This is a genomic window from Pseudomonas sp. GW821-FHT03C07, assembly GCF_059420925.1.
The window spans coordinates 1-18714 of sequence record NZ_JBWKUQ010000002.1; the positions used below are offsets into that span (position 1 = coordinate 1).

Sequence of the window (18714 nt, forward strand, 5' to 3'; positions counted from 1 at the left end):
CTCGCTGTCGTTGGCTTCATTAGAATGCCACCGTGGCGCTACAGACGCCTCGGCTTGGGCGAGTCCATCCAATTACAGGGGGGCGGTGTCCTCAAGGTTGACGCTCACTGAGTGTCGGCCGGTTCGATCCGCACAATCTCGATCGACTGATCACCGGCCGGTCGTTTCCACAGCACTTCATCGCCCAGGCGCGCGCCCAGCAGCGCCCGACCCAGGGGCGAGCCCCAATTGATCAAACCGCGAGGGGCATCCGCCTCGTCCTCGCCGACCAACTGTACCTGTTGTTCTTCATCCTGTTCGTTGGCGAAGGTCACGCGACTGCCGATCTGCACCACCTCGCTGGAGGTCGCCGGCGCGGCGAGCTGGGCGCTGGACAGGCGTTGATTGAAGTAGCGCAGGTCGCGCTCGATATCGGCCTGGCGCTGTTTGTCGGCCGCCTCGCCCAGGGCGCTTTGCTGGCCGTATTCGGCTTGCAGCGCCGCGACACGGGTGTGCAATTGCGCCAGGCCCCGTGGGGTGACGTAATTGGGCTGGCTACTGACCTGGCGTTCCACCGGCTGCTCGGCCTGGGCGGCGGCGTTGTCTTCGTTGACGAAGGCGCGGCTCATGGCAATCTCCCGTTCTTGGGTATCGGACCATGCTCGCAGGGTTTGGGTTTGCCGGTATATCCGTAAGCGACCTGTGGTGGTTGGATCTGCACCGTATCGGCTTTCCGAGCGGAGTTCGACGTTCGTAGATGCAGGCGTGAGGTGGGCGCGATAAGCGGTTTGTGAGCCTGGGTGGTAGATTTTTTCGGCGTCGATCGTTCTTTTTCGTTGTAGGGTAATACGACGCCGGATGCTCTGCGTCGAGTGTTTCAGCCCCACGCAGGCGCGCGGGGCGAGTGCAGTCAAAGAAAGCGAGTGTTGTGTATGAGTTGTTTCAAAACCCATGGTATGGGTGTCGGCCTGACCTTGTCCGCCTGTGTCGCCGTGGGCGAGCCATTGCCCGAGAGTTCCTTGTTGGGCCGTTATGGCGTGACGCCGGAGCAGTTGCCTATTGCCACTCGGGCGGAGACGTCTGGCGTGCCTGACGAGAAGTTGCCCAGCCTGTTTCAGCTGAAACCCGAGGCGCCTGCGGTGGATATCCGCTTCGGCGAGCGAACGGCGCCGGAAGATATGGGCAATATCACCATCGACCATATGGCCAGGCGCGATTACGAGCGTTGCGTGCGTTTGCACTCCGAATTGCTGGAGCGCAAGTCCGGCCTGCCGGCCGTGCAGTCCGGGCAGTTGAACTTACAGTGTGAATAGCCCTGTCTGTCTCAATAGTGATACCACTTCACTTCCAGCATCACCTCGTTCTCCGGCGCCGCCAGCTTGCTGAATTCGCGTTGGGCGCTTAACCGCAGCCCCAGGTTGCGCGACAGCTCCCATTGCTGGTTGAGGCTCAGGCTGCGGCGTACTTCGCCATGGGTGAAGTAGTCGCCCTTGGCCTCCAGGCTCAGGTTGCCCAGCGGATTTTTCCACAACAGGCCGCTGTCGAACCCCGCCGCCGGCGAGACCAGCGCCGCAAAGTCGGCATTGTGCTCGACCCGCACGGTGCCCAGGGCAAACCCCAACACATCGTCGGCCAATTGCCAGGTGCCGCCCGCGCCGCCGTTCACATGGCTGACCAGGGTCTGGTCGGCGTGCCGCCCTGGGACTCGCTCCAGGCCACCGGTGACTTGCCACGACCACGGCTGCAACAGCGCATTACGCGGCGTCAGCGAGCGAATGGTCGCCAGGTCCAGTTGCTGCAACTGCCAGTGATCGCCTTCGTATTGGCGCAGTTTCATCTGCAGGATCTCGATCTGCGCGCCTAAGGGAAAGCTCTCGGCGTTGTCGTTGAGGTCGTGATAGGCCATGCGCAAGCCGTACTCGCCGAATGTCCGGCTGCCCCGGGTACCGATTCCGGCCTGCCAGGTGCGTGACTCATGGCCATTTTCCGGCAGGCCCGGACGCTCGATCCGCAGCTCCGGCGGCGGGTTCCGGTTGATCGCCCGCAGCAGCTCGAAGCTGCGTTGGGCCTGCGCCGGATCACGCTCCTGACCATTGGCCCGGTAGCGCTCCAGTCGATAGGCCGCGTCGATGATCAGTGCCTGGCGAGCCTTGGCCAATTGCTTGAAACCGGTCGATTGCAGTTGCTGGGCATCGGCACTGACTTTCAGTACCCATTGCTGTTCCTCTGGATTCAGTGGTTTGGCCCGCTCCAGCAGTTCGCGCTCGCGGGACGGCCGATAATCGATCCTTTCCACCAATCCGGCGTCCTTGACCGCTTTGACGGTATCGGTGGGAATCGCGGTCAGCGGGAACTGTGCGGTCAGGTGCAAGCTCGGACGCGCCACCTGCAACAGTTCCAGCAGGCGGTAGGAGCAGTTTTCATCGAAGAAGAAGTAGTCGAACTGGATCTGCTTCAACTCCCAGACATGCCCGACCATGCGCTGGGTCTCTTCGGGTGTCAGGTTCAGCCGGTATTCCCACAGGTCGCGGTTCTCCAGGCTGCGGTATTCGGACAGCTTTTCCTGGTAGGGCACCATGGCGAACAGACCCGGATAACCGCCCATCAGGCCTTTCCAGGCATAAAGAATGCTGTTGTCGGAGCCTTCGATATAGGCGCCGAAATTGATCGCGTAGCTGAGCAGGGCGGTCTGGTTACGTTGTACGTCGGCTTGGTCGATGCGCAGCAAGGTATGGCCGAACATCGACGACGGGCTGTTCAGGTAGGCCGCCGGGAAAATCATCACCGTGCTGTGGGGCGCGACGTCCTTGAACCACTGCTTGAACTCCACGCAATCCGGCGCCGGCAGGTCAGTCAGTTGCAGCTGCGCCTTGAGCCAGCGCGTACGGGCCGGATAGACGCACTGGGCATGCTGGTTGCCGAGGCTGGCCGGGGCGTAGAGGGCCGTGAGGGTGGCTTGCAGTTCCGCGTCCGGATGATGGGCACCGTCGGCCGCGAGGAAATATTTTTTGTCGCTGACATAACTGCGCCAGCCGCCGAGCTTGGCTGTCTCGTAATGGCCCAGGGAAATCCACAACGGCTCGTGGGCCAACTGCTGCAAACGCTGGGTGTCGAGGTGCGGTGCGGCGTACAGCGGGGCGCAAGCACAGAGTGCCAGGTAGGCAAGGCGTTTGAGCATGGTGGGCAACTGTTGTCAGACGAAAGAGGGCAGCCTGCAAAGCCCGCCCCGGAGGGGGCGGGCAGGTCGGACTCAAGCCTGGGTGGCGTATTTGGCCAGGCGCGGATCGCTTTTCAGGACCGCGAGGGTATTGCTGTGCACGTCGTCGGCGGTCACGTCAGCCTTGCTGAAGATCTGCTGGAAGTGCTCGTGGGTGACCGCGGCGAAATGCTCCCGGTCTTCCGGGGCCACGCCGAGGACCACGGCGTAGGTGGTCAGGGCTTCGCCCTGGCCCTTGGCCATGTCTTCGGAGAGTTCGTTCATCATGCCGTTCATGGCGATCCAGGAGCGGCCACCATAGGTCAGTGAGTCGCGGGTGGAGCAGCCGTTGGTGCCGGAGGTCATGCCGAAGGTGGCGTTGCCGGAAGTGCCGTTGGTGGTGGACGCCAGGACATGCGCCGGGGTGCCGCGCTGGCCCTTGAACAGCATGTTACCCCAGCCGCAATCCGGCCCGCCTGGCGACTCGGCCATGGCATTGAGGGAGACAACCGTGAAGAGAGTACCCAGAAGAATCCGTTTCATAGCTTTGTTCTCTTTATGTGCGTGCCAATGACAAGGGGATCTGGCCTGGTTCAGGGCCAGTAGACGGGTTATCGGTCCCGCCTCGCACGTTGGAGTTTAGGCAGGTTCCAAGGGTTCCATTGATTTTTACTCCGGTGAATGAGGGTGGCGGTTTGTAGTCCCTGTCTGAGGACTTTTGCCACGCTGTAGCGATTCCGCCATCGCTCGCCTTGCCAGTCAGGCATGGCGAGCGCCAGAATGCTTTCATCTGCCCCGCCTGATGTAAGGAAGCCCGATGCCTGATTCTGTTGCTGCCAGCTTGCGACTAGCGCCCGAAGCGCTGACCCGTCCTTTTTCCGCTGAACAGTTCAGCTTCTCTACCACCAATGATCTGGAGCCTTTTCGCGGTGTGCTTGGCCAGGAACGTGCGGTTGAAGCCTTGCAGTTCGGCGTGGCGATGCCACGCCCCGGTTACAACGTGTTTGTCATGGGCGAGCCCGGCACCGGGCGTTTTTCGTTCGTCAAACGCTACCTGAAAGCCGAAGGAAAACGCCTACAGACGCCGTCTGACTGGGTGTATGTCAATAATTTCGACGAGCCTCGCGAGCCACGGGCGTTGGAGTTGCCGTCGGGCAAGGCGGGTGCTTTCATCGCCGATATCAACGGCTTGATCGACAACCTGTTGGCCACCTTTCCTGCGGTGTTCGAGCACCCGTCCTACCAGCAAAAGAAGAGCGCCATCGACCGCGCCTTCAACCAGCGTTACGACCGCGCCCTGGATGTGATCGAGCGCCTGGCACTGGAGAAGGAAGTCGCGCTGTATCGCGACAGCAGCAATATCGCCTTTACCCCGATGAGCGAAGGCAAGGCCCTGGATGAGGCGGAGTTCGCCCAGTTGCCGGAAGCCGAGCGTGAACGTTTCCACACCGATATCGCCGACCTTGAGGAGCGCCTCAACGAGGAACTCGCCAGCTTGCCGCAATGGAAGCGCGAATCGAGCAATCAGCTGCGCCAGTTGAACGAAGAAACCATCACTCTGGCCCTGCAACCCTTGCTGGCGCCGTTGTCGGAAAAGTACGCGGAGAACGCGGCGGTTTGCGGTTACCTGCAAGCCATGCAGGTCTACCTGCTGAAAACCGTGGTTGAGCAGTTGGTCGACGACAGCAAGACCGACGCCGTGGCCCGCAAGCTGCTGGAAGAGCAGTACGCCCCGAGCCTGGTGGTCGGTCAGCCGCTCAACGGCGGTGCGCCGGTGGTCTTCGAACCGCACCCGACCTACGACAATCTGTTCGGCCGCATCGAATACAGCACTGACCAGGGGGCGCTCTACACCACCTATCGGCAGTTGCGTCCCGGTGCCTTGCATCGGGCCAACGGCGGCTTCCTGATTCTCGAAGCCGAGAAAATGCTCAGCGAACCCTTTGTCTGGGATGCGCTCAAGCGTGCCCTGCAATCGCGCAAGCTGAAGATGGAGTCGCCGCTCGGTGAGCTGGGGCGTCTGGCCACCGTGACCCTGACGCCGCAAATGATTCCGTTGCAGGTCAAGGTCATCATCATCGGTGCCCGCCAGTTGTACTACACGCTGCAGGACCTGGACCCGGACTTCCAGGAGATGTTCCGCGTGCTGGTGGACTTCGACGAAGACATTCCCATGGTCGACGAGAGCCTGGAGCAGTTCGCTCAGTTGCTCAAGACCCGTACCTCGGAAGAGGGCATGGCGCCGCTGACCGCCGATGCGGTGGCGCGCCTGGCGACCTACAGCGCCCGCCTGGCTGAGCACCAGGGGCGTCTGTCGGCGCGGATCGGCGATCTGTTCCAGTTGGTCAGCGAGGCGGATTTCATTCGCCACCTGGCCAATGACAACATGACCGACGCCGGCCACATCGAACGGGCGCTCAAGGCCAAGGCCACCCGTACCGGGCGGGTCTCGGCGCGGATTCTCGACGACATGCTGGCGGGGATCATCCTGATCGACACCGCCGGCGCGGCCGTGGGCAAGTGCAACGGGCTGACGGTGCTGGAGGTCGGCGATTCGGCTTTCGGCGTACCGGCGCGGATTTCCGCCACGGTGTATCCGGGCGGCAGCGGGATCGTCGATATCGAGCGCGAGGTCAACCTCGGCCAGCCGATCCACTCCAAGGGCGTGATGATCCTCACCGGTTACCTGGGCAGCCGTTATGCCCAGGAATTCCCACTGGCGATTTCCGCGAGTATCGCCCTGGAGCAGTCCTACGGTTATGTCGATGGTGACAGCGCGTCCCTGGGCGAGGCCTGCACGCTGATTTCGGCGCTGTCGAAAACCCCGCTCAAGCAGTGCTTCGCGATCACCGGTTCGATCAATCAGTTCGGTGAAGTGCAGGCGGTGGGCGGGGTCAACGAGAAGATCGAGGGCTTCTTCCGGCTCTGTGAGGCTCGTGGCCTGACCGGCGAACAGGGAGCGATCATTCCCCAGGCGAACGTCGCCACCCTGATGCTCGATGAGCGGGTCTTGCAGGCGGTGCGCGCCGGGCAGTTCCACGTGTATGCGGTGCGCCAGGCCGATGAGGCGCTGAGCTTGCTGGTGGGCGAGCCGGCCGGTGAGCCGGATGCCGATGGCCAGTTCCCGGAAGGTAGCGTCAATGCGCGGGTAGTCGAGCGCCTGCGGGTGATCGCCGAGATGATCAGCGAGGATGACCTCAAGGAAGCGGAAAAGGAGGCGGCCGAGCAGGCGCTGGCGGAGGTCAAGGCGTCCTGAGGATATAAGGGGAACGGGAGTCAAGGCTTTGGCGCATGCCAACTTGGCGCCCGTTGGTCCTGCAAATGCTTGCTGCCCGTGGTTTTATTCTATTCTCTGGGCAAGGACCTCCACTGCAGTCACTGGACTGATGCAACCTCCCCCCGGAGGCTGAAGACAGGATTTACCGAGGGTCGCCGCCATGCCGCGCAACCTTTGTCTCACCCGTCAATGCCTGGGTCTTGTGACCCGTATCGAATGCAGTATTCGCCCGCTCGCTGGCGATACCGGAATGTGGACCCTCCTGTTCGCCGCCGGAATGGCCGGTGAACAACCCTCGGCCATCAAGGCCCAGGGTCCGTTCCATGGCCCGGTCGTGGCCGAATCCATCCTTGAGTCGATTGTCGAAAGCCTGACCCTGCATGGCTATCAATTGGCCGAGGATCCGCAGATCTGGTGCCTGCATTTGCAGGCCCAGCTACGGGAAATCAACGGTTCGCGAGGTCGGGGCCTGGAACACTAGGCCGCGACCCGGGGATCGTCACTCGGCAGGACCTGAACCCTGGGCCTTGTCGAGCTTGACCTCGAAACCGTACTCGACGGTGTTCAAGGCCGTGCGCTGGTAACTTTCCAGTTGGGTCGGCTGCCCGTAGAAGTAGTGCACGTCGTAGACCGGCGGCGAGTCGGTCTTGTCGCTATGGCTGGTGGCGAGGATTTCCTTGAGGTAATTGCCGCTGTCGTCCTTGGCGTAGAAGCGCCAGGCATCGGCCGGGAAGCGCTTCTGGTCGACGACCAGTGCGTTGCCCTTGAGCTCCAGGCCCGCGGGCAACTGATGGGCGTCGAGGGTGTCTTTCTGGATATCGGCCAGGAACAATGGCATTGAGCCGACGGCATACGCCGGCGTTTCCGGGAACAGGTTCAGGTCGTAGGTGATGGTGCCATCCAGCGGGTTGACTTCGAAGGCCTCGGGGGGCAGTTCCAGGGGCTCGCCACGCTTGCCTTGTTCGTCTTCGGTGAAGAAGGTCACCGGGCTGTCGCTGGGGGCGCTGGGTGAGCCGAGCAGTTCGTCGTTGAAGGTCTTGGGGTGGTCGAACTCGATATTCGCCGCGCTGGCGTCGTCCACCGACTGGCTGATGACCACGCTTTTTTTCAGTTTCTCGGCATCCAGGTTGGCGCCCTTGAGATAGCTCGCCGCCTGGTCGTCATAGACCACCACCGGCATCGGCAGCGGCTGGACATCCTTGCTGGTGGTGTTGTCGAACTGGCGTACCGGCAGGTCGAGCTCCTTGCGGTTGACCGTGGCACCGGAAAAATCCATCACGCTGATTTCCAGCTTGTCGATCATGCCGTTGAAGTAGACCCGGGTGTAGTGGCTGGTCTGCTTTGCTTCGAAGGCTTTTTGCTCGTCGTCGAGTTTTTTCCCGAATGCGTCGCTCCAGCTCTGCTGTTTGAGCATTTCGTCCAGTTGCTGCTGGTAGAAGGCGATCTGCGCGGCATTTTCGTTGATGGCACCGGCGCGCGAGAGAAATTGCCCGGTGCCGTCCATGGCCTGGACGATCAGGGGGTTGAGCGGTGTGTCACCGACCTGGGGCGCTTGCGCGGCAGTGCTGTTCAGTTCGATTTCGGCGTTGTTCTTGTCCAGCGACAGCAGGGTCAGGCTGACGTTGTCGCTGCTTTGCAGCTTGCCGACGTCCTGGCGGCTCAGGTTGAAGGTCACCACCTTGCGCGGGGCGATCACTTCGACCTTGCCGTGCAGGGTCAGGGGTTGCGGCTGCTTTTTCGGATCGACTTCCATGCCTTCGACGTACGGGTAAGTAATCGTCAGGTCGTCGGGGTTGGTCGTGTTGGAGCTGGAAGGGCTCAGTTGGATACCGGGATCGGTCTCCGACCATTCAGGCTGGAATGGGATCACCTGTTTGTTGCTCAGGGTCACCGACTGCCATTCCAGGGCATGGGGAAACGGGAATTCGGTGGGGTAGTTGAAGCTGAACGGGAAGATCGGCTGCAGGTCGGTCAGGTAGTCGGAACTGGCGCTTTTGCGCAGCACGAAGAGGCCGTTGATATAGGTGTCGGCCAGGGCCTGCGGGCTGGGGTAATGCTTGAGCAACGCCAGGGCATCGTCGCTGTATTCGGTTTCGATGGGCTTGTCCCGCAGGCGCAGGCGAGCCCGTTCGAGCAACAGCAGGGAGCCGCCGAGGTCGGCCACGGCATCCTTGAGCTTGGGGTCCTGGAGGGTGTCGAGGGTCTTCTCGAACTGCGCGGTTCTTTCCTCGAGGCTGGTGGGGTGTTGCTTGTCTTTGGGGGAACAGCCGCTCACCAGCAGAGCCACCGAGAGCCCGAGGCAACCCAGGGGAAGTCGCAAATCCATTGTTCAGTTTTCCTGTACACAGTGCACACGCGATGTCGTTGATGCCGACACTAGCAGAAAATCGCCGCGGCGCAGCTGTCCCGATGTTGAACGAGCGCCTGTGGAGGGCTTTTTCCCTTGGGTTTTCGCGCTGATATACTCGCGGCCATTTTCAGTTGGTATGAGATCCATGGAACGTTTTATCGAAAATACGATGTATGCCTCGCGCTGGTTGCTGGCGCCGATTTACCTCGGCCTGTCCCTGGGGCTGCTGGCCCTGGCGCTGAAATTCTTCCAGGAAGTGTTTCACGTTATCCCCAACGTCTTTGCCATGGCCGAGTCCGACCTGATCCTGGTGCTGCTGTCGCTGATCGATATGGCGCTGGTGGGGGGCTTGCTGGTGATGGTGATGATTTCCGGCTACGAGAACTTCGTGTCGCAGATGGACATTGATGACGGCAAGGAGAAGCTCAGCTGGCTGGGCAAAATGGACTCCACCTCGTTGAAGATGAAGGTAGCGGCGTCGATCGTGGCGATCTCCTCGATTCACCTGCTGCGGGTGTTCATGGACGCCAAGAACGTCGATCCGGTACACCTGCAATGGTATGTGATCATCCACATGACTTTTGTCGTGTCGGCCTTTGCGATGGGCTACCTGGACAAGCTGACCAAGCACTGACCCCGCTGTGCTTGTGTGCTAGTCTGCTGGCCCTTTTTGGTTCCGGGTGCGTGGGACAATACCCTGTTCGACAGGTGTTTCCCGCCGCAGCCCACAGCGGAGCAGTGTTATGTCCGAAGTAAATCTGTCCACCGACGAAACCCGCGTCAGCTACGGTATTGGCCGTCAGTTGGGTGACCAACTGCGTGACAACCCGCCACCTGGCGTGAATCTCGACGCGATCCTGGCCGGCCTGACCGACGCCTTTCACGGCAAGCCAAGCCGCGTGGGCCAGGAAGAGTTGTCCGCCAGCTTCAAGGTGATCCGCGAAGTCATGCAGGCCGAAGCCGCTGCCAAGGCTGAAGCCGCGGCGGGTGCCGGTCTGGAGTTCCTGGCGGAAAACGCCAAGCGCGAAGGGATCACCACTCTGGCTTCCGGCCTGCAGTTCGAAGTGCTGACCCAGGGCGAGGGCGCCAAGCCGTCCCGTGAAGACAGCGTGCGTACCCACTACCACGGCACCCTGATCGACGGCACTGTGTTCGACAGCTCCTACGAGCGCGGCCAGCCAGCCGAATTCCCGGTCGGCGGCGTGATCGCCGGCTGGACCGAGGCGCTGCAACTGATGAATGCCGGTAGCAAATGGCGTCTGTACGTGCCGAGCGAACTGGCTTACGGCGCCCAGGGCGTCGGCAGCATTCCGCCGCACAGCGTACTGGTGTTCGACGTCGAGCTGCTCGACGTACTGTAAGTACCGCGCGACTCTGGTCGCCGCTGTACTTGTAGGGGCAGGGCTGGCCCGCGAAGCTTTAGCGGTCTTGAGGACCTCTTCGCGGGCAAGCCAGGTTCCTACAAAAAGCGGTGAGCAGCCGGGACAGCCGCGTCATAAGCGGATCCTGGCATCCAGTTCCCCACTCGGACGCAACGCCCGGGCATAGCAGAACAGAAACAGGTTACGCACCAGTTCCTTGAGCACCAGCGGTTCGCTGGAACTCAAACCACTGACGTCCAGGTCGCCCTGGTCCTGCAGCTCGTTCAAGGCTTCTTCTTCCAGTACCGCACAGACTTCCCCCGTTTCCCGATGCAGGATGCGCAGGTAAGGGTGTGGGCGGTCCAGCCAGGCATCGATCAAATAAGTCATGCTCTCATCTCCTTGATGGGTTTCAATGAGAATAATTCTTATTCAAAGAATAGCAAGTGTCTATTGGCCAATGGCTGGATTTTTTGTAGGGGGATTTGTCTGAGATCAAGGAAGGCGGGGTGTAGAGGCTGTGTTGACTTTGGCGTCGCAACGATGGTCAGCGCGGACCGGTGTAGGAGCCGGCTTGCCGGCGATGGCGTCCGCAAGGTCGCCGCATGGCTCAAGGGCCTCATCGCCGGCAAGCCGGCTCCTACAGGTGGGACAGTGTTTCTTCAGACCTTTCTGACGAACTCGGACTTGAGCTTCATCGGGCCGATGCCGTCGATCTTGCAGTCGATGTCGTGGTCGCCATCGCACAGGCGGATGTTCTTGACCTTGGTGCCGACCTTGACCACCAGGGAGGTGCCCTTGACCTTCAGGTCCTTGATCACGGTGATGGTATCGCCGTCTTGCAGGACGTTACCCACGGAGTCCTTTTTCACGGTGTCGTCGCTGGCGGCCTCGGCTTCGCCGCTGGCGGACCATTCATGGGCGCATTCCGGGCAGACCAACTGGGTGCCGTCTTCGTAGGTGAATTCAGAATTGCATTTCGGGCAGGGTGGTAACGTGCTCACTAAGGTTCCTCGGTTTCGGGAAGGTGAAAAGCGCACATTATATAGGGTTTTAGCGGGGGAGGGGGTACGGCGGGTGAGCAGGTTGGCGCAGAACCTTGTAGGCGCTGGCTTGCCGGCGATGGCGTCCGTAAGGTCGCTGCATGGCTCTAGGGCCTCATCGCCAGCAAGCTGGCTCCTACAGGTAGATCGTGCTGGGTCTTCTCAGTGAGTGCGGGCGACCGCAAACTCGCTCAGTTCCACCAGGGCATCGCGGTATTCGCTCGCCGGCAGGGATTCCAGGCAGGCGATGGCACGGGCTACATAGTCGCGGGCCAGTTGTGCGGTGTAATCCAGGGAGCCGGAAGCCTGTACCGCTTCACGAATGCTTTCCAGGTCTTCGATGCCGCCCTTCTGGATCGCCTGGCGCACCAGGGCCGCCTGTTCCGGCGTGCCTTCGCGCATGGTGTAGATCAGCGGCAGGGTCGGCTTGCCTTCGGCCAGGTCGTCGCCGACATTCTTGCCCAGGGTCTCGGCATCGCCCTTGTAGTCCAGCAGGTCGTCGACCAACTGAAACGCGACGCCCAGGTGGTCGCCGAAGGTCCGCAGCGCTTCGGTCTGCTCCGGCGTCGCCTGGCACAGGGCCGCGGCGCTGTGGGTCGAGGCTTCGAAGAGCATCGCGGTCTTGCCGCGGATGACTTCCATATAGGTTTCTTCAGTGGTGCTGGCGTCGCGGACCTTGGACAGCTGCAGCACTTCGCCTTCGGCGATGATGCGGGTGGCTTGTGAAAGAATCTTCATCACCGGCATCGAACCCAGCTCGACCATCATTTCGAAGGAGCGCGAGTACAGGAAGTCGCCGACCAGCACGCTCGGCGCATTGCCCCACATGGCGTTGGCGGTGGAGCGGCCACGGCGCATGCCGGACATGTCGACCACGTCGTCATGCAGCAGGGTGGCGGTGTGCAGGAACTCGATGGTGGCGGCCAGCAGGCGCAGGTCGTCGCCTTCGCGGCCCAGGGCCTTGCCACACAGCAGCACCAATAAAGGACGCAGGCGTTTGCCCCCGGCCGAGGTGATGTAGTCGCCGATTTTCGAGACCAGTGGCACCCGGGAAGTCAGCTGCTTCTTGATGATGCCATCGACGGCGCTAAAATCGTCCGCCACCGCGCGGTAGAAAGCTTGGGGTTGCATCAGCGAGAGTCGCTCCAGAAGGGTTGCGCGGCATGCTAGGGCGGGGGGTCTACGCTGTCAAGGCACGCGGTCTGCACGCTTGCAATGGCCTGATGGCTTGCGTACAATCGCGCACCCTGAACTTCCTGGGCAGCACCTGCCTTACGCAATTGCAACTGGGCCGTTCCAGCCCCATGCAGCCATGCCAGCCAATACCTTTACCTATAAAGCGCTGGGTGAGCAGGATTATCGGAGAAATACCATGTCTTACGCAGTAATCGTTACCGGCGGCAAGCAGTACAAAGTCGCTCCAGGTGAATACCTGAAGATCGAGAAACTGGAAATCGCCACTGGCGAATCCGTTACCTTTGATCGCGTTCTGTTGGTCGCCAATGGCGATGACGTGAACATCGGCGCTCCAGTGGTTGCTGGCGCTACCGTTGTGGCTGAAGTGATCTCCCAAGGTCGTCACGATAAAGTCCGCATCATCAAGTTCCGTCGTCGTAAGCACCACATGAAGCGTATGGGCCACCGTCAGTGGTACACCGAGATCAAAATCACCGGTATTCAGGCTTAATTTCAGCCTAATCCCCTTTTTGGAGAATTGAACTCATGGCACACAAAAAAGCTGGTGGTAGTACCCGTAACGGTCGCGACTCAGAAGCCAAACGCCTTGGCGTGAAGATGTATGGCGGCCAGGCTATCAAAGCGGGCAACATCATCGTGCGTCAGCGCGGCACCCAATTCCACGCCGGTTACGGCGTTGGCATGGGTAAAGATCACACTCTCTTCGCTAAAGTCGAAGGCGTGATCAAGTTTGAAGTAAAAGGCGCGTTCAACCGCCGTTACGTGAGCATTATCGCGGCTTAATCGCGAGAATGCTGGAGAAGCCCCGTCTTGCGACGGGGCTTTTTCGTTTGTGGGGTGAGTCTCTTGCAAAGCTGTTTGTATGGGCTGCCGGCGCTGGATTTTTCGGTCGTTGATTGAGGTCGCCGCGCTCATCTTTGCAAGAGTCTTATACTTGTATTTGTGATTTTTCGGCTCGTCCTGGTGGCGAGAGGCGTGTGTTATGAAGTTCGTTGATGAAGTATCGATTCGCGTAAAAGCTGGCGACGGCGGCAACGGTTGCATGAGTTTCCGTCGGGAAAAATTCATCGAAAACGGTGGCCCCAATGGCGGCGACGGTGGTGATGGCGGCTCGATCTATATGGTCGCCGACGAAAACCTCAATACCCTGGTGGACTACCGCTATACCCGGCACTTCGATGCCGAGCGCGGTTCCAACGGCGGCAGCACCGACTGCACCGGCAAGAAGGGTGAGGATATGGAGCTGCGCGTGCCGGTCGGCACCACGGTGATCGATTCCGCCACCCAGGAAATCATCGGTGACCTGGTCAAGGCGGGTCAGCGCCTGCTGGTGGTCCATGGCGGTTGGCACGGTCTGGGCAATACCCGTTTCAAATCCAGTACCAACCGTGCGCCGCGCCAGACCACGCCGGGCAAGCCGGGCGAGCAGCGTGACCTCAAGCTGGAAATGAAGGTGTTGGCCGACGTCGGCCTGCTGGGCTTGCCGAATGCCGGTAAAAGTACCTTTATCCGTTCGGTCTCGGCCGCCAAGCCAAAGGTGGCGGATTATCCGTTCACTACCCTGGTGCCGAACCTGGGCGTGGTCAGTGTCGACCGCTGGAAAAGCTTCGTCATTGCCGATATCCCGGGTCTGATCGAGGGGGCTTCGGGCGGTGCCGGCCTGGGGATTCGCTTCCTCAAGCATTTGTCGCGTACGCGCCTGCTGTTGCACCTCGTCGATATGGCGCCGCTGGATGACAGCAGTGCGCCGGATGCGGCTGAAGTAATCGTCAGCGAGCTGACCAAGTTCAGTCCGTCCCTGGCTGAGCGTGATCGCTGGCTGGTGCTGAACAAGTGTGACCAGATCCTCGAGGAAGAACACGAGGAGCGGGTCAAGCAAGTGGTTGAGCGCCTGCAGTGGACCGGTCCGGTCTATGTGATCTCGGCGATCGCCAAGGAAGGGACCGAGCGCCTGACCCGCGACATCATGCGTTACCTGGAAGATCGTCTTGATCGCCTGGCCAACGACCCGGCCTACGCCGACGAGTTGCGCGACCTGGATCAGCGTATCGAAGATGAAGCGCGTGCCCAGTTGCAGGCCCTGGATGACCAGCGTGCCCTGCGCCGCAGCGGCGTCAAGAGCGTCCACGACATCGGAGACGATGACTGGGACGAAGAAGATGTCGATGACGAAGATGGTCCGGAAATCATCTACGTGCGCGACTGACCTTAGGGTTTGTTGCGCGGATTGGCCGCTGCTCGAGGGTGAGTGGGCGGTTTATCCGACTGGAGGCGGTGTTATCATCGTCATCAGCCTGTTCCACCTGGCGCCGCTCATTCGAGCGGCGTTCTGGTTTCTGGGAACCGGCTACCCTGAACAATCGCATGGGCAGCGCTCGGTCGTGCTGCCCGCAAGCCAAGGTTGAAAGATGATGCGGAGCAAGGTGACAGGTGCGCGGCGTTGGGTCGTGAAGATCGGCAGCGCACTGCTGACGGCGGACGGCAAGGGTCTGGATCGCGCCGCAATGGGTGTCTGGGTCGAGCAGATGGTGGCGTTGCATGAGGCGGGCGTCGAGTTGGTGCTGGTGTCTTCCGGTGCGGTGGCGGCGGGCATGAGTCGCCTGGGCTGGACGCTGCGACCGACAGCCATGCACGAGTTGCAGGCGGCCGCCGCCATTGGCCAGATGGGCCTGGTGCAGGCCTGGGAATCGAGCTTTGCCGAGCATGGCCGGCATACCGCGCAGATCCTGCTGACCCATGACGACCTGTCCGATCGCAAGCGTTACCTCAATGCGCGCAGTACGTTGCGGGCACTGGTGGAACTCAAGGTTATCCCGGTGATCAACGAGAACGACACCGTGGTCACCGACGAAATCCGGTTTGGCGACAACGACACCCTGGCGGCGCTGGTGGCTAACCTGGTGGAGGCGGACTTGCTGGTGATCCTCACGGATCGCGATGGCATGTTCGACGCCGATCCGCGCAACAACCCCGATGCCCAGCTGATTTATGAGGCGCGTGCCGACGATCCGGCGCTGGATGCGGTGGCGGGTGGGACAGGTGGGGCGCTGGGGCGTGGTGGGATGCAGACCAAGCTGCGCGCGGCGCGACTGGCGGCGCGTTCCGGGGCGCACACGATCATTGTCGGTGGGCGCCTTGAGCGGGTGCTGGATCGCCTGAAGTCGGGCGAGCGCATTGGCACCTTGCTGTCGCCCGAGCGCGGCATGCTGGCGGCGCGCAAGCAGTGGCTGGCCGGGCACCTGCAGACCCGTGGCACGCTGGTCCTCGATGATGGCGCGGTGAATGCGCTGGCGCGGGATCACAAAAGCCTGCTGCCGGTAGGGGTGAAGCTGGTTCAGGGGAGTTTCCGTCGCGGTGAGATGGTGGTGTGCGTGGCGGCGGACGGGCGTGAGATCGCTCGCGGGCTGGCGAACTACAGCGCGCTTGAGGCGCAGAAAATTATCGGGCTGCCGTCGGATGCAATTGTCGGTGTGCTGGGGTATATGGCGGAGCCTGAGCTGGTTCACCGCGATAACCTGATTCTGGTGTGATGGTTTGAGGGATATGGGTATGGGTATCGCAAAGGGATTGTTGGGATTGGGATTGCTGTTGGCGATGCCGTTGCTGGCGTCGGCGGAAGAGATTGGTCAGGTGTCCACGGTCTTCAAGTTTGTCGGGCCGAACGATCGCATCGTGGTCGAGGCGTTTGACGATCCCAAGGTCGAGGGTGTGACCTGCTACCTGTCCCGGGCCAAGACCGGCGGTTTGAAAGGTGGTCTGGGGTTGGCCGAGGATCGCGCCGAAGCGTCGCTGGCCTGTCGTCAGGTCGGACCGATTCGCTTCAGTGGTGAATTGAAGGATGGCGAGGAGGTGTTCAAGGAGCGCACCTCGCTGGTATTCAAGACCATGCAGGTGGTGCGTTTCCTCGACAAGAAGCGCAATACCCTGGTGTATCTGGTCTACAGTGACCGCTTGATCGAGGGCAGTCCACAGAATGCGGTGACGGCAATTCCGATTCTGCCTTGGTCGCATCAGTGAGGTCTTGAGGTCGCCATCGCCAGCAAGCTGGCTCCTACAAGTGAGCATTTCAACGCAATAATATTGTCATGCGCAAAAAAAACTGTAGGAGCCTGCTTGCTGGCGATAAGGCCTCTGAGTCTTGCATCGATCTCGGGGCTGCCGGTGTCATCTGTATGCTTTCTTGCAGGCAATAAAAAACCGACCCTAGGGTCGGTTTTTTAACACGCGTGTCGCTTAGGCTGCAGCAGCAAGGTTCAGGGCCTTGATGTGGCCGTTCAGACGACCCTTGTGACGAGCGGCCTTGTTCTTGTGGATGATGCCTTTATCGGCCATACGGTCGATAACAGGAACAGCCAGAACATAAGCGGCTTGAGCTTTGGCAGCGTCTTTTGCGTCGATGGCTTTAACCACATTCTTGATGTAGGTACGAACCATGGAACGCAGGCTGGCGTTGTGGCTGCGACGCTTCTCAGCCTGTTTTGCACGTTTTTTGGCGGAAGGTGTGTTGGCCACCGTCGAGCTCCTCGAAAGACTTTTTAGGAAATAGCAAACAAAATAGGCCGCGAATCATGCCGATGAGTTAGAGACTTGTCAAGGGCAGGTGATGCGTTCCGCTGAGTGGTCGATCTTGAAGTGACGGGTGATTTATTTCCGGCGCCTGACCTGTAAACTCGCGAGCTTTGGCTCTGTGCTGTTGCGGCGCGGAGTATCGCACAACTGGGCGCTTTGTTCGCCTGCTCTTTCTCCAAAGGCGCACTCTCTTTTAATGAATCTGCTCAAGTCGTTGGCTGCCGTCAGCTCTATCACGATGATTTCCCGGGTTCTGGGCTTCGTTCGCGATACGATTATCGCGCGTATCTTCGGGGCCGGAATGGCCACCGATGCCTTCTTTATTGCCTTCAAACTGCCCAATCTGCTGCGCCGGATATTTGCCGAGGGGGCTTTTTCCCAGGCCTTCGTGCCGATCCTGGCGGAATACAAGAGCCAGCAGGGCGAGGAGGCGACCCGTACGTTTATTGCTTATGTCAGCGGTTTGCTGACCCTGGTGCTGGCGTTGGTAACGGTGCTTGGCATGGTCGCCGCGCCCTGGGTGATCTGGGCCACGGCCCCGGGTTTCACCAACACGCCGGAGAAATTCAAGCTGACCTCCGACCTGCTGCGGGTGACTTTTCCTTATATATTGTTGATCTCACTGTCCTCTTTGGCGGGAGCGATCCTCAATACCTGGAACCGTTTTTCGGTGCCGGCCTTCGTGCCGACCCTACTGAACGTGAGCATGATTATTTTTGCCCTGTTCCTGACGCCGTACTTCGATCCGCCGGTAATGGCCCTGGGCTGGGCGGTATTGGCCGGTGGCCTGGCGCAGTTGCTCTACCAGCTGCCGAGCCTGAAAAAGATCGGCATGCTGGTGCTGCCACGGCTGAATCTGCGTGACAGCGGTGTCTGGCGAGTGATGAAGCAGATGCTACCGGCGATTCTCGGGGTCTCGGTCAGCCAGATTTCCCTGATCATCAACACCATCTTCGCCTCCTTCCTGGTGGCGGGCTCGGTGTCCTGGATGTACTACGCCGACCGGCTGATGGAGTTGCCGTCCGGCGTGCTCGGCGTGGCCCTGGGCACGATTCTGCTGCCGATCCTGTCCAAGACCTATGCCAGCAAGGATCGCCACGAGTATTCGCGGATTCTCGACTGGGGCCTGCGCCTGTGCTTCGTGCTGGTGCTGCCGTGCTCCCTGGCGCTGGCGATTCTCTCCAAGCCGCTGACGGTTTCGCTGTTCCAGTACGGCCAGTTCAGTGCCTTCGATGCGTCCATGACCCAGCGTGCGCTGGTCGCCTACTCGGTGGGGCTGCTGGGCATCATCATGATCAAGGTGTTGGCGCCGGGCTTCTACGCGCAGCAGAACATCCGCACGCCGGTGAAGATCGCGATTTTCACCCTGACCGTCACCCAGTTGCTCAACCTGGTGTTTATCGGGCCGTTGGCCCATGCCGGGTTGGCGCTGGCCATCAGCGCCGGGGCCTGCATCAACGCCGGGTTGCTGTTCTGGCAATTGCGCAAGCAGCAGCTGTTTGTGCCGCAGCCGGGCTGGTGGTCGTATCTGGCGAAGCTGGTGCTGGCGGTGGCGGTGATGTCGGCGGTGTTGCTGGGGTTGATGCACTTCATGCCGGCCTGGGACCAGGGGCATATGTTCGAGCGTTTCCTGCGCCTGGGGGCCTTGGTGGTGGCGGGTGTGCTGGCCTATTTCGGCGTGTTGCTGGCGTTGGGGATGCGCCTGCGGCATTTCAATCGCAAATCGCTGATGTAGCGTGTGG

The 18714-nt window shown here is 60.8% G+C and carries 19 protein-coding genes; 11 read left to right on the top strand and 8 right to left on the bottom strand.

Going from position 1 to position 18714, the window contains the following annotated elements; all coding sequences use genetic code 11:
• Window positions 1–104: 104 nt before the first annotated feature.
• Entirely contained in the window at window positions 105–608 is a 504-nt protein-coding gene (locus AC07VG_RS03225; protein WP_495004795.1) for a GreA/GreB family elongation factor, read from the bottom strand.
• A gap of 303 nt (window positions 609–911) precedes the next feature.
• Here AC07VG_RS03225 and AC07VG_RS03230 point away from each other — a divergent pair, with 303 nt between their 5' ends.
• The gene (locus AC07VG_RS03230) at window positions 912–1292 is read left to right on the top strand and encodes a hypothetical protein (RefSeq protein WP_495020473.1); all 381 of its coding nucleotides are present in this window, start codon (window positions 912–914) and stop codon (window positions 1290–1292) included.
• An 11-nt stretch (window positions 1293–1303) separates the two neighbouring features.
• On the opposite strand, the gene AC07VG_RS03235 is transcribed toward AC07VG_RS03230, so the two are convergent.
• Together AC07VG_RS03235 and AC07VG_RS03240 are read right to left on the bottom strand one after the other, a co-directional pair.
• Window positions 1304–3157: an Lnb N-terminal periplasmic domain-containing protein gene (locus AC07VG_RS03235; RefSeq protein WP_495020474.1), complete on the bottom strand. Its 1854-nt coding sequence runs from the start codon at window positions 3155–3157 to the stop codon at window positions 1304–1306.
• 72 nt (window positions 3158–3229) lie between these two features.
• Entirely contained in the window at window positions 3230–3718 is a 489-nt protein-coding gene (locus AC07VG_RS03240) for a DUF3015 domain-containing protein (RefSeq protein WP_495004798.1), read from the bottom strand.
• A gap of 274 nt (window positions 3719–3992) precedes the next feature.
• Here AC07VG_RS03240 and AC07VG_RS03245 point away from each other — a divergent pair, with 274 nt between their 5' ends.
• Both AC07VG_RS03245 and AC07VG_RS03250 read left to right on the top strand, forming a co-directional pair.
• Complete coding sequence (locus AC07VG_RS03245; protein ID WP_495004799.1) at window positions 3993–6431, top strand: Lon protease family protein; 2439 nt, start codon at window positions 3993–3995, stop codon at window positions 6429–6431.
• 181 nt (window positions 6432–6612) lie between these two features.
• Window positions 6613–6933 (top strand): PA4575 family protein, encoded by a 321-nt coding sequence (locus AC07VG_RS03250; RefSeq protein ID WP_495004800.1) that lies wholly within the window; start codon window positions 6613–6615, stop codon window positions 6931–6933.
• Window positions 6934–6951: 18 nt separating this feature from the next.
• Here the strand turns inward: AC07VG_RS03250 and AC07VG_RS03255 are convergent, their stop codons facing one another.
• A complete protein-coding gene (locus tag AC07VG_RS03255) occupies window positions 6952–8778 on the bottom strand; it encodes a hypothetical protein (protein WP_495004801.1) in 1827 nt (608 codons plus the stop codon).
• Window positions 8779–8947: 169 nt separating this feature from the next.
• Here AC07VG_RS03255 and AC07VG_RS03260 point away from each other — a divergent pair, with 169 nt between their 5' ends.
• Together AC07VG_RS03260 and bamJ are read left to right on the top strand one after the other, a co-directional pair.
• Complete coding sequence (locus AC07VG_RS03260; protein WP_495004802.1) at window positions 8948–9436, top strand: TIGR00645 family protein; 489 nt, start codon at window positions 8948–8950, stop codon at window positions 9434–9436.
• A 109-nt stretch (window positions 9437–9545) separates the two neighbouring features.
• On the top strand, window positions 9546–10163 hold the full coding sequence (bamJ, locus tag AC07VG_RS03265) for a BamJ family beta-barrel-assembly machinery protein (protein ID WP_495004803.1): 618 nt from the start codon (window positions 9546–9548) through the stop codon (window positions 10161–10163).
• Window positions 10164–10295: 132 nt separating this feature from the next.
• On the opposite strand, the gene AC07VG_RS03270 is transcribed toward bamJ, so the two are convergent.
• From AC07VG_RS03270 to AC07VG_RS03280, 3 genes are all read right to left on the bottom strand, one after another.
• Window positions 10296–10553 carry a PA4570 family protein gene (locus tag AC07VG_RS03270; RefSeq protein WP_495004804.1) on the bottom strand — a complete coding sequence of 86 codons (258 nt, stop codon included), beginning with the start codon at window positions 10551–10553 and terminating at the stop codon, window positions 10296–10298.
• A 272-nt stretch (window positions 10554–10825) separates the two neighbouring features.
• On the bottom strand, window positions 10826–11167 hold the full coding sequence (locus AC07VG_RS03275; protein WP_495004855.1) for a zinc ribbon domain-containing protein YjdM: 342 nt from the start codon (window positions 11165–11167) through the stop codon (window positions 10826–10828).
• A 201-nt stretch (window positions 11168–11368) separates the two neighbouring features.
• The gene (locus tag AC07VG_RS03280; protein WP_495004854.1) at window positions 11369–12337 is read right to left on the bottom strand and encodes a polyprenyl synthetase family protein; all 969 of its coding nucleotides are present in this window, start codon (window positions 12335–12337) and stop codon (window positions 11369–11371) included.
• A gap of 241 nt (window positions 12338–12578) precedes the next feature.
• On the opposite strand from AC07VG_RS03280, the gene rplU reads away from it, so the two are divergent.
• The 5 genes from rplU to AC07VG_RS03305 all read left to right on the top strand — a co-directional run bounded on the left by rplU (window position 12579) and on the right by AC07VG_RS03305 (window position 16420).
• A complete protein-coding gene (gene rplU / locus AC07VG_RS03285) occupies window positions 12579–12893 on the top strand; it encodes a 50S ribosomal protein L21 (RefSeq protein WP_003176051.1) in 315 nt (104 codons plus the stop codon).
• A 35-nt stretch (window positions 12894–12928) separates the two neighbouring features.
• A complete protein-coding gene (gene rpmA / locus AC07VG_RS03290) occupies window positions 12929–13186 on the top strand; it encodes a 50S ribosomal protein L27 (RefSeq protein WP_100941438.1) in 258 nt (85 codons plus the stop codon).
• A gap of 199 nt (window positions 13187–13385) precedes the next feature.
• Window positions 13386–14609: an Obg family GTPase CgtA gene (gene cgtA, locus AC07VG_RS03295; RefSeq protein WP_495004853.1), complete on the top strand. Its 1224-nt coding sequence runs from the start codon at window positions 13386–13388 to the stop codon at window positions 14607–14609.
• A 205-nt stretch (window positions 14610–14814) separates the two neighbouring features.
• Entirely contained in the window at window positions 14815–15933 is a 1119-nt protein-coding gene (proB, locus tag AC07VG_RS03300; RefSeq protein WP_495004856.1) for a glutamate 5-kinase, read from the top strand.
• A gap of 19 nt (window positions 15934–15952) precedes the next feature.
• Window positions 15953–16420, top strand: a complete 468-nt coding sequence (locus tag AC07VG_RS03305) for a CreA family protein (RefSeq protein WP_495004852.1) — start codon at window positions 15953–15955, stop codon at window positions 16418–16420.
• Window positions 16421–16636: 216 nt separating this feature from the next.
• On the opposite strand, the gene rpsT is transcribed toward AC07VG_RS03305, so the two are convergent.
• On the bottom strand, window positions 16637–16915 hold the full coding sequence (rpsT, locus tag AC07VG_RS03310; RefSeq protein ID WP_016967023.1) for a 30S ribosomal protein S20: 279 nt from the start codon (window positions 16913–16915) through the stop codon (window positions 16637–16639).
• A 253-nt stretch (window positions 16916–17168) separates the two neighbouring features.
• Between rpsT and murJ the strand changes: the two genes are divergently transcribed.
• Window positions 17169–18707, top strand: coding sequence for a murein biosynthesis integral membrane protein MurJ (murJ, locus tag AC07VG_RS03315; protein ID WP_495020475.1), 1539 nt, complete (start codon window positions 17169–17171; stop codon window positions 18705–18707).
• Window positions 18708–18714 lie beyond the last annotated feature (7 nt).

Excerpts from the sequence above, each read along its gene's own strand:
- AC07VG_RS03225 (WP_495004795.1), bottom strand. The coding sequence starts at position 608 with ATGAGCCGCGCCTTCGTCAACGAAGACAACGCCGCCGCCCAGGCCGAG.
- AC07VG_RS03230 (WP_495020473.1), top strand. The coding sequence starts at position 912 with ATGAGTTGTTTCAAAACCCATGGTATGGGTGTCGGCCTGACCTTGTCC.
- AC07VG_RS03235 (WP_495020474.1), bottom strand. The coding sequence starts at position 3,157 with ATGCTCAAACGCCTTGCCTACCTGGCACTCTGTGCTTGCGCCCCGCTG.
- AC07VG_RS03240 (WP_495004798.1), bottom strand. The coding sequence starts at position 3,718 with ATGAAACGGATTCTTCTGGGTACTCTCTTCACGGTTGTCTCCCTCAAT.
- AC07VG_RS03245 (WP_495004799.1), top strand. The coding sequence starts at position 3,993 with ATGCCTGATTCTGTTGCTGCCAGCTTGCGACTAGCGCCCGAAGCGCTG.
- AC07VG_RS03250 (WP_495004800.1), top strand. The coding sequence starts at position 6,613 with ATGCCGCGCAACCTTTGTCTCACCCGTCAATGCCTGGGTCTTGTGACC.
- AC07VG_RS03255 (WP_495004801.1), bottom strand. The coding sequence starts at position 8,778 with ATGGATTTGCGACTTCCCCTGGGTTGCCTCGGGCTCTCGGTGGCTCTG.
- AC07VG_RS03260 (WP_495004802.1), top strand. The coding sequence starts at position 8,948 with ATGGAACGTTTTATCGAAAATACGATGTATGCCTCGCGCTGGTTGCTG.
- bamJ (WP_495004803.1), top strand. The coding sequence starts at position 9,546 with ATGTCCGAAGTAAATCTGTCCACCGACGAAACCCGCGTCAGCTACGGT.
- AC07VG_RS03270 (WP_495004804.1), bottom strand. The coding sequence starts at position 10,553 with ATGACTTATTTGATCGATGCCTGGCTGGACCGCCCACACCCTTACCTG.
- AC07VG_RS03280 (WP_495004854.1), bottom strand. The coding sequence starts at position 12,337 with ATGCAACCCCAAGCTTTCTACCGCGCGGTGGCGGACGATTTTAGCGCC.
- rplU (WP_003176051.1), top strand. The coding sequence starts at position 12,579 with ATGTCTTACGCAGTAATCGTTACCGGCGGCAAGCAGTACAAAGTCGCT.
- rpmA (WP_100941438.1), top strand. The coding sequence starts at position 12,929 with ATGGCACACAAAAAAGCTGGTGGTAGTACCCGTAACGGTCGCGACTCA.
- cgtA (WP_495004853.1), top strand. The coding sequence starts at position 13,386 with ATGAAGTTCGTTGATGAAGTATCGATTCGCGTAAAAGCTGGCGACGGC.
- proB (WP_495004856.1), top strand. The coding sequence starts at position 14,815 with ATGCGGAGCAAGGTGACAGGTGCGCGGCGTTGGGTCGTGAAGATCGGC.
- AC07VG_RS03305 (WP_495004852.1), top strand. The coding sequence starts at position 15,953 with ATGGGTATCGCAAAGGGATTGTTGGGATTGGGATTGCTGTTGGCGATG.
- murJ (WP_495020475.1), top strand. The coding sequence starts at position 17,169 with ATGAATCTGCTCAAGTCGTTGGCTGCCGTCAGCTCTATCACGATGATT.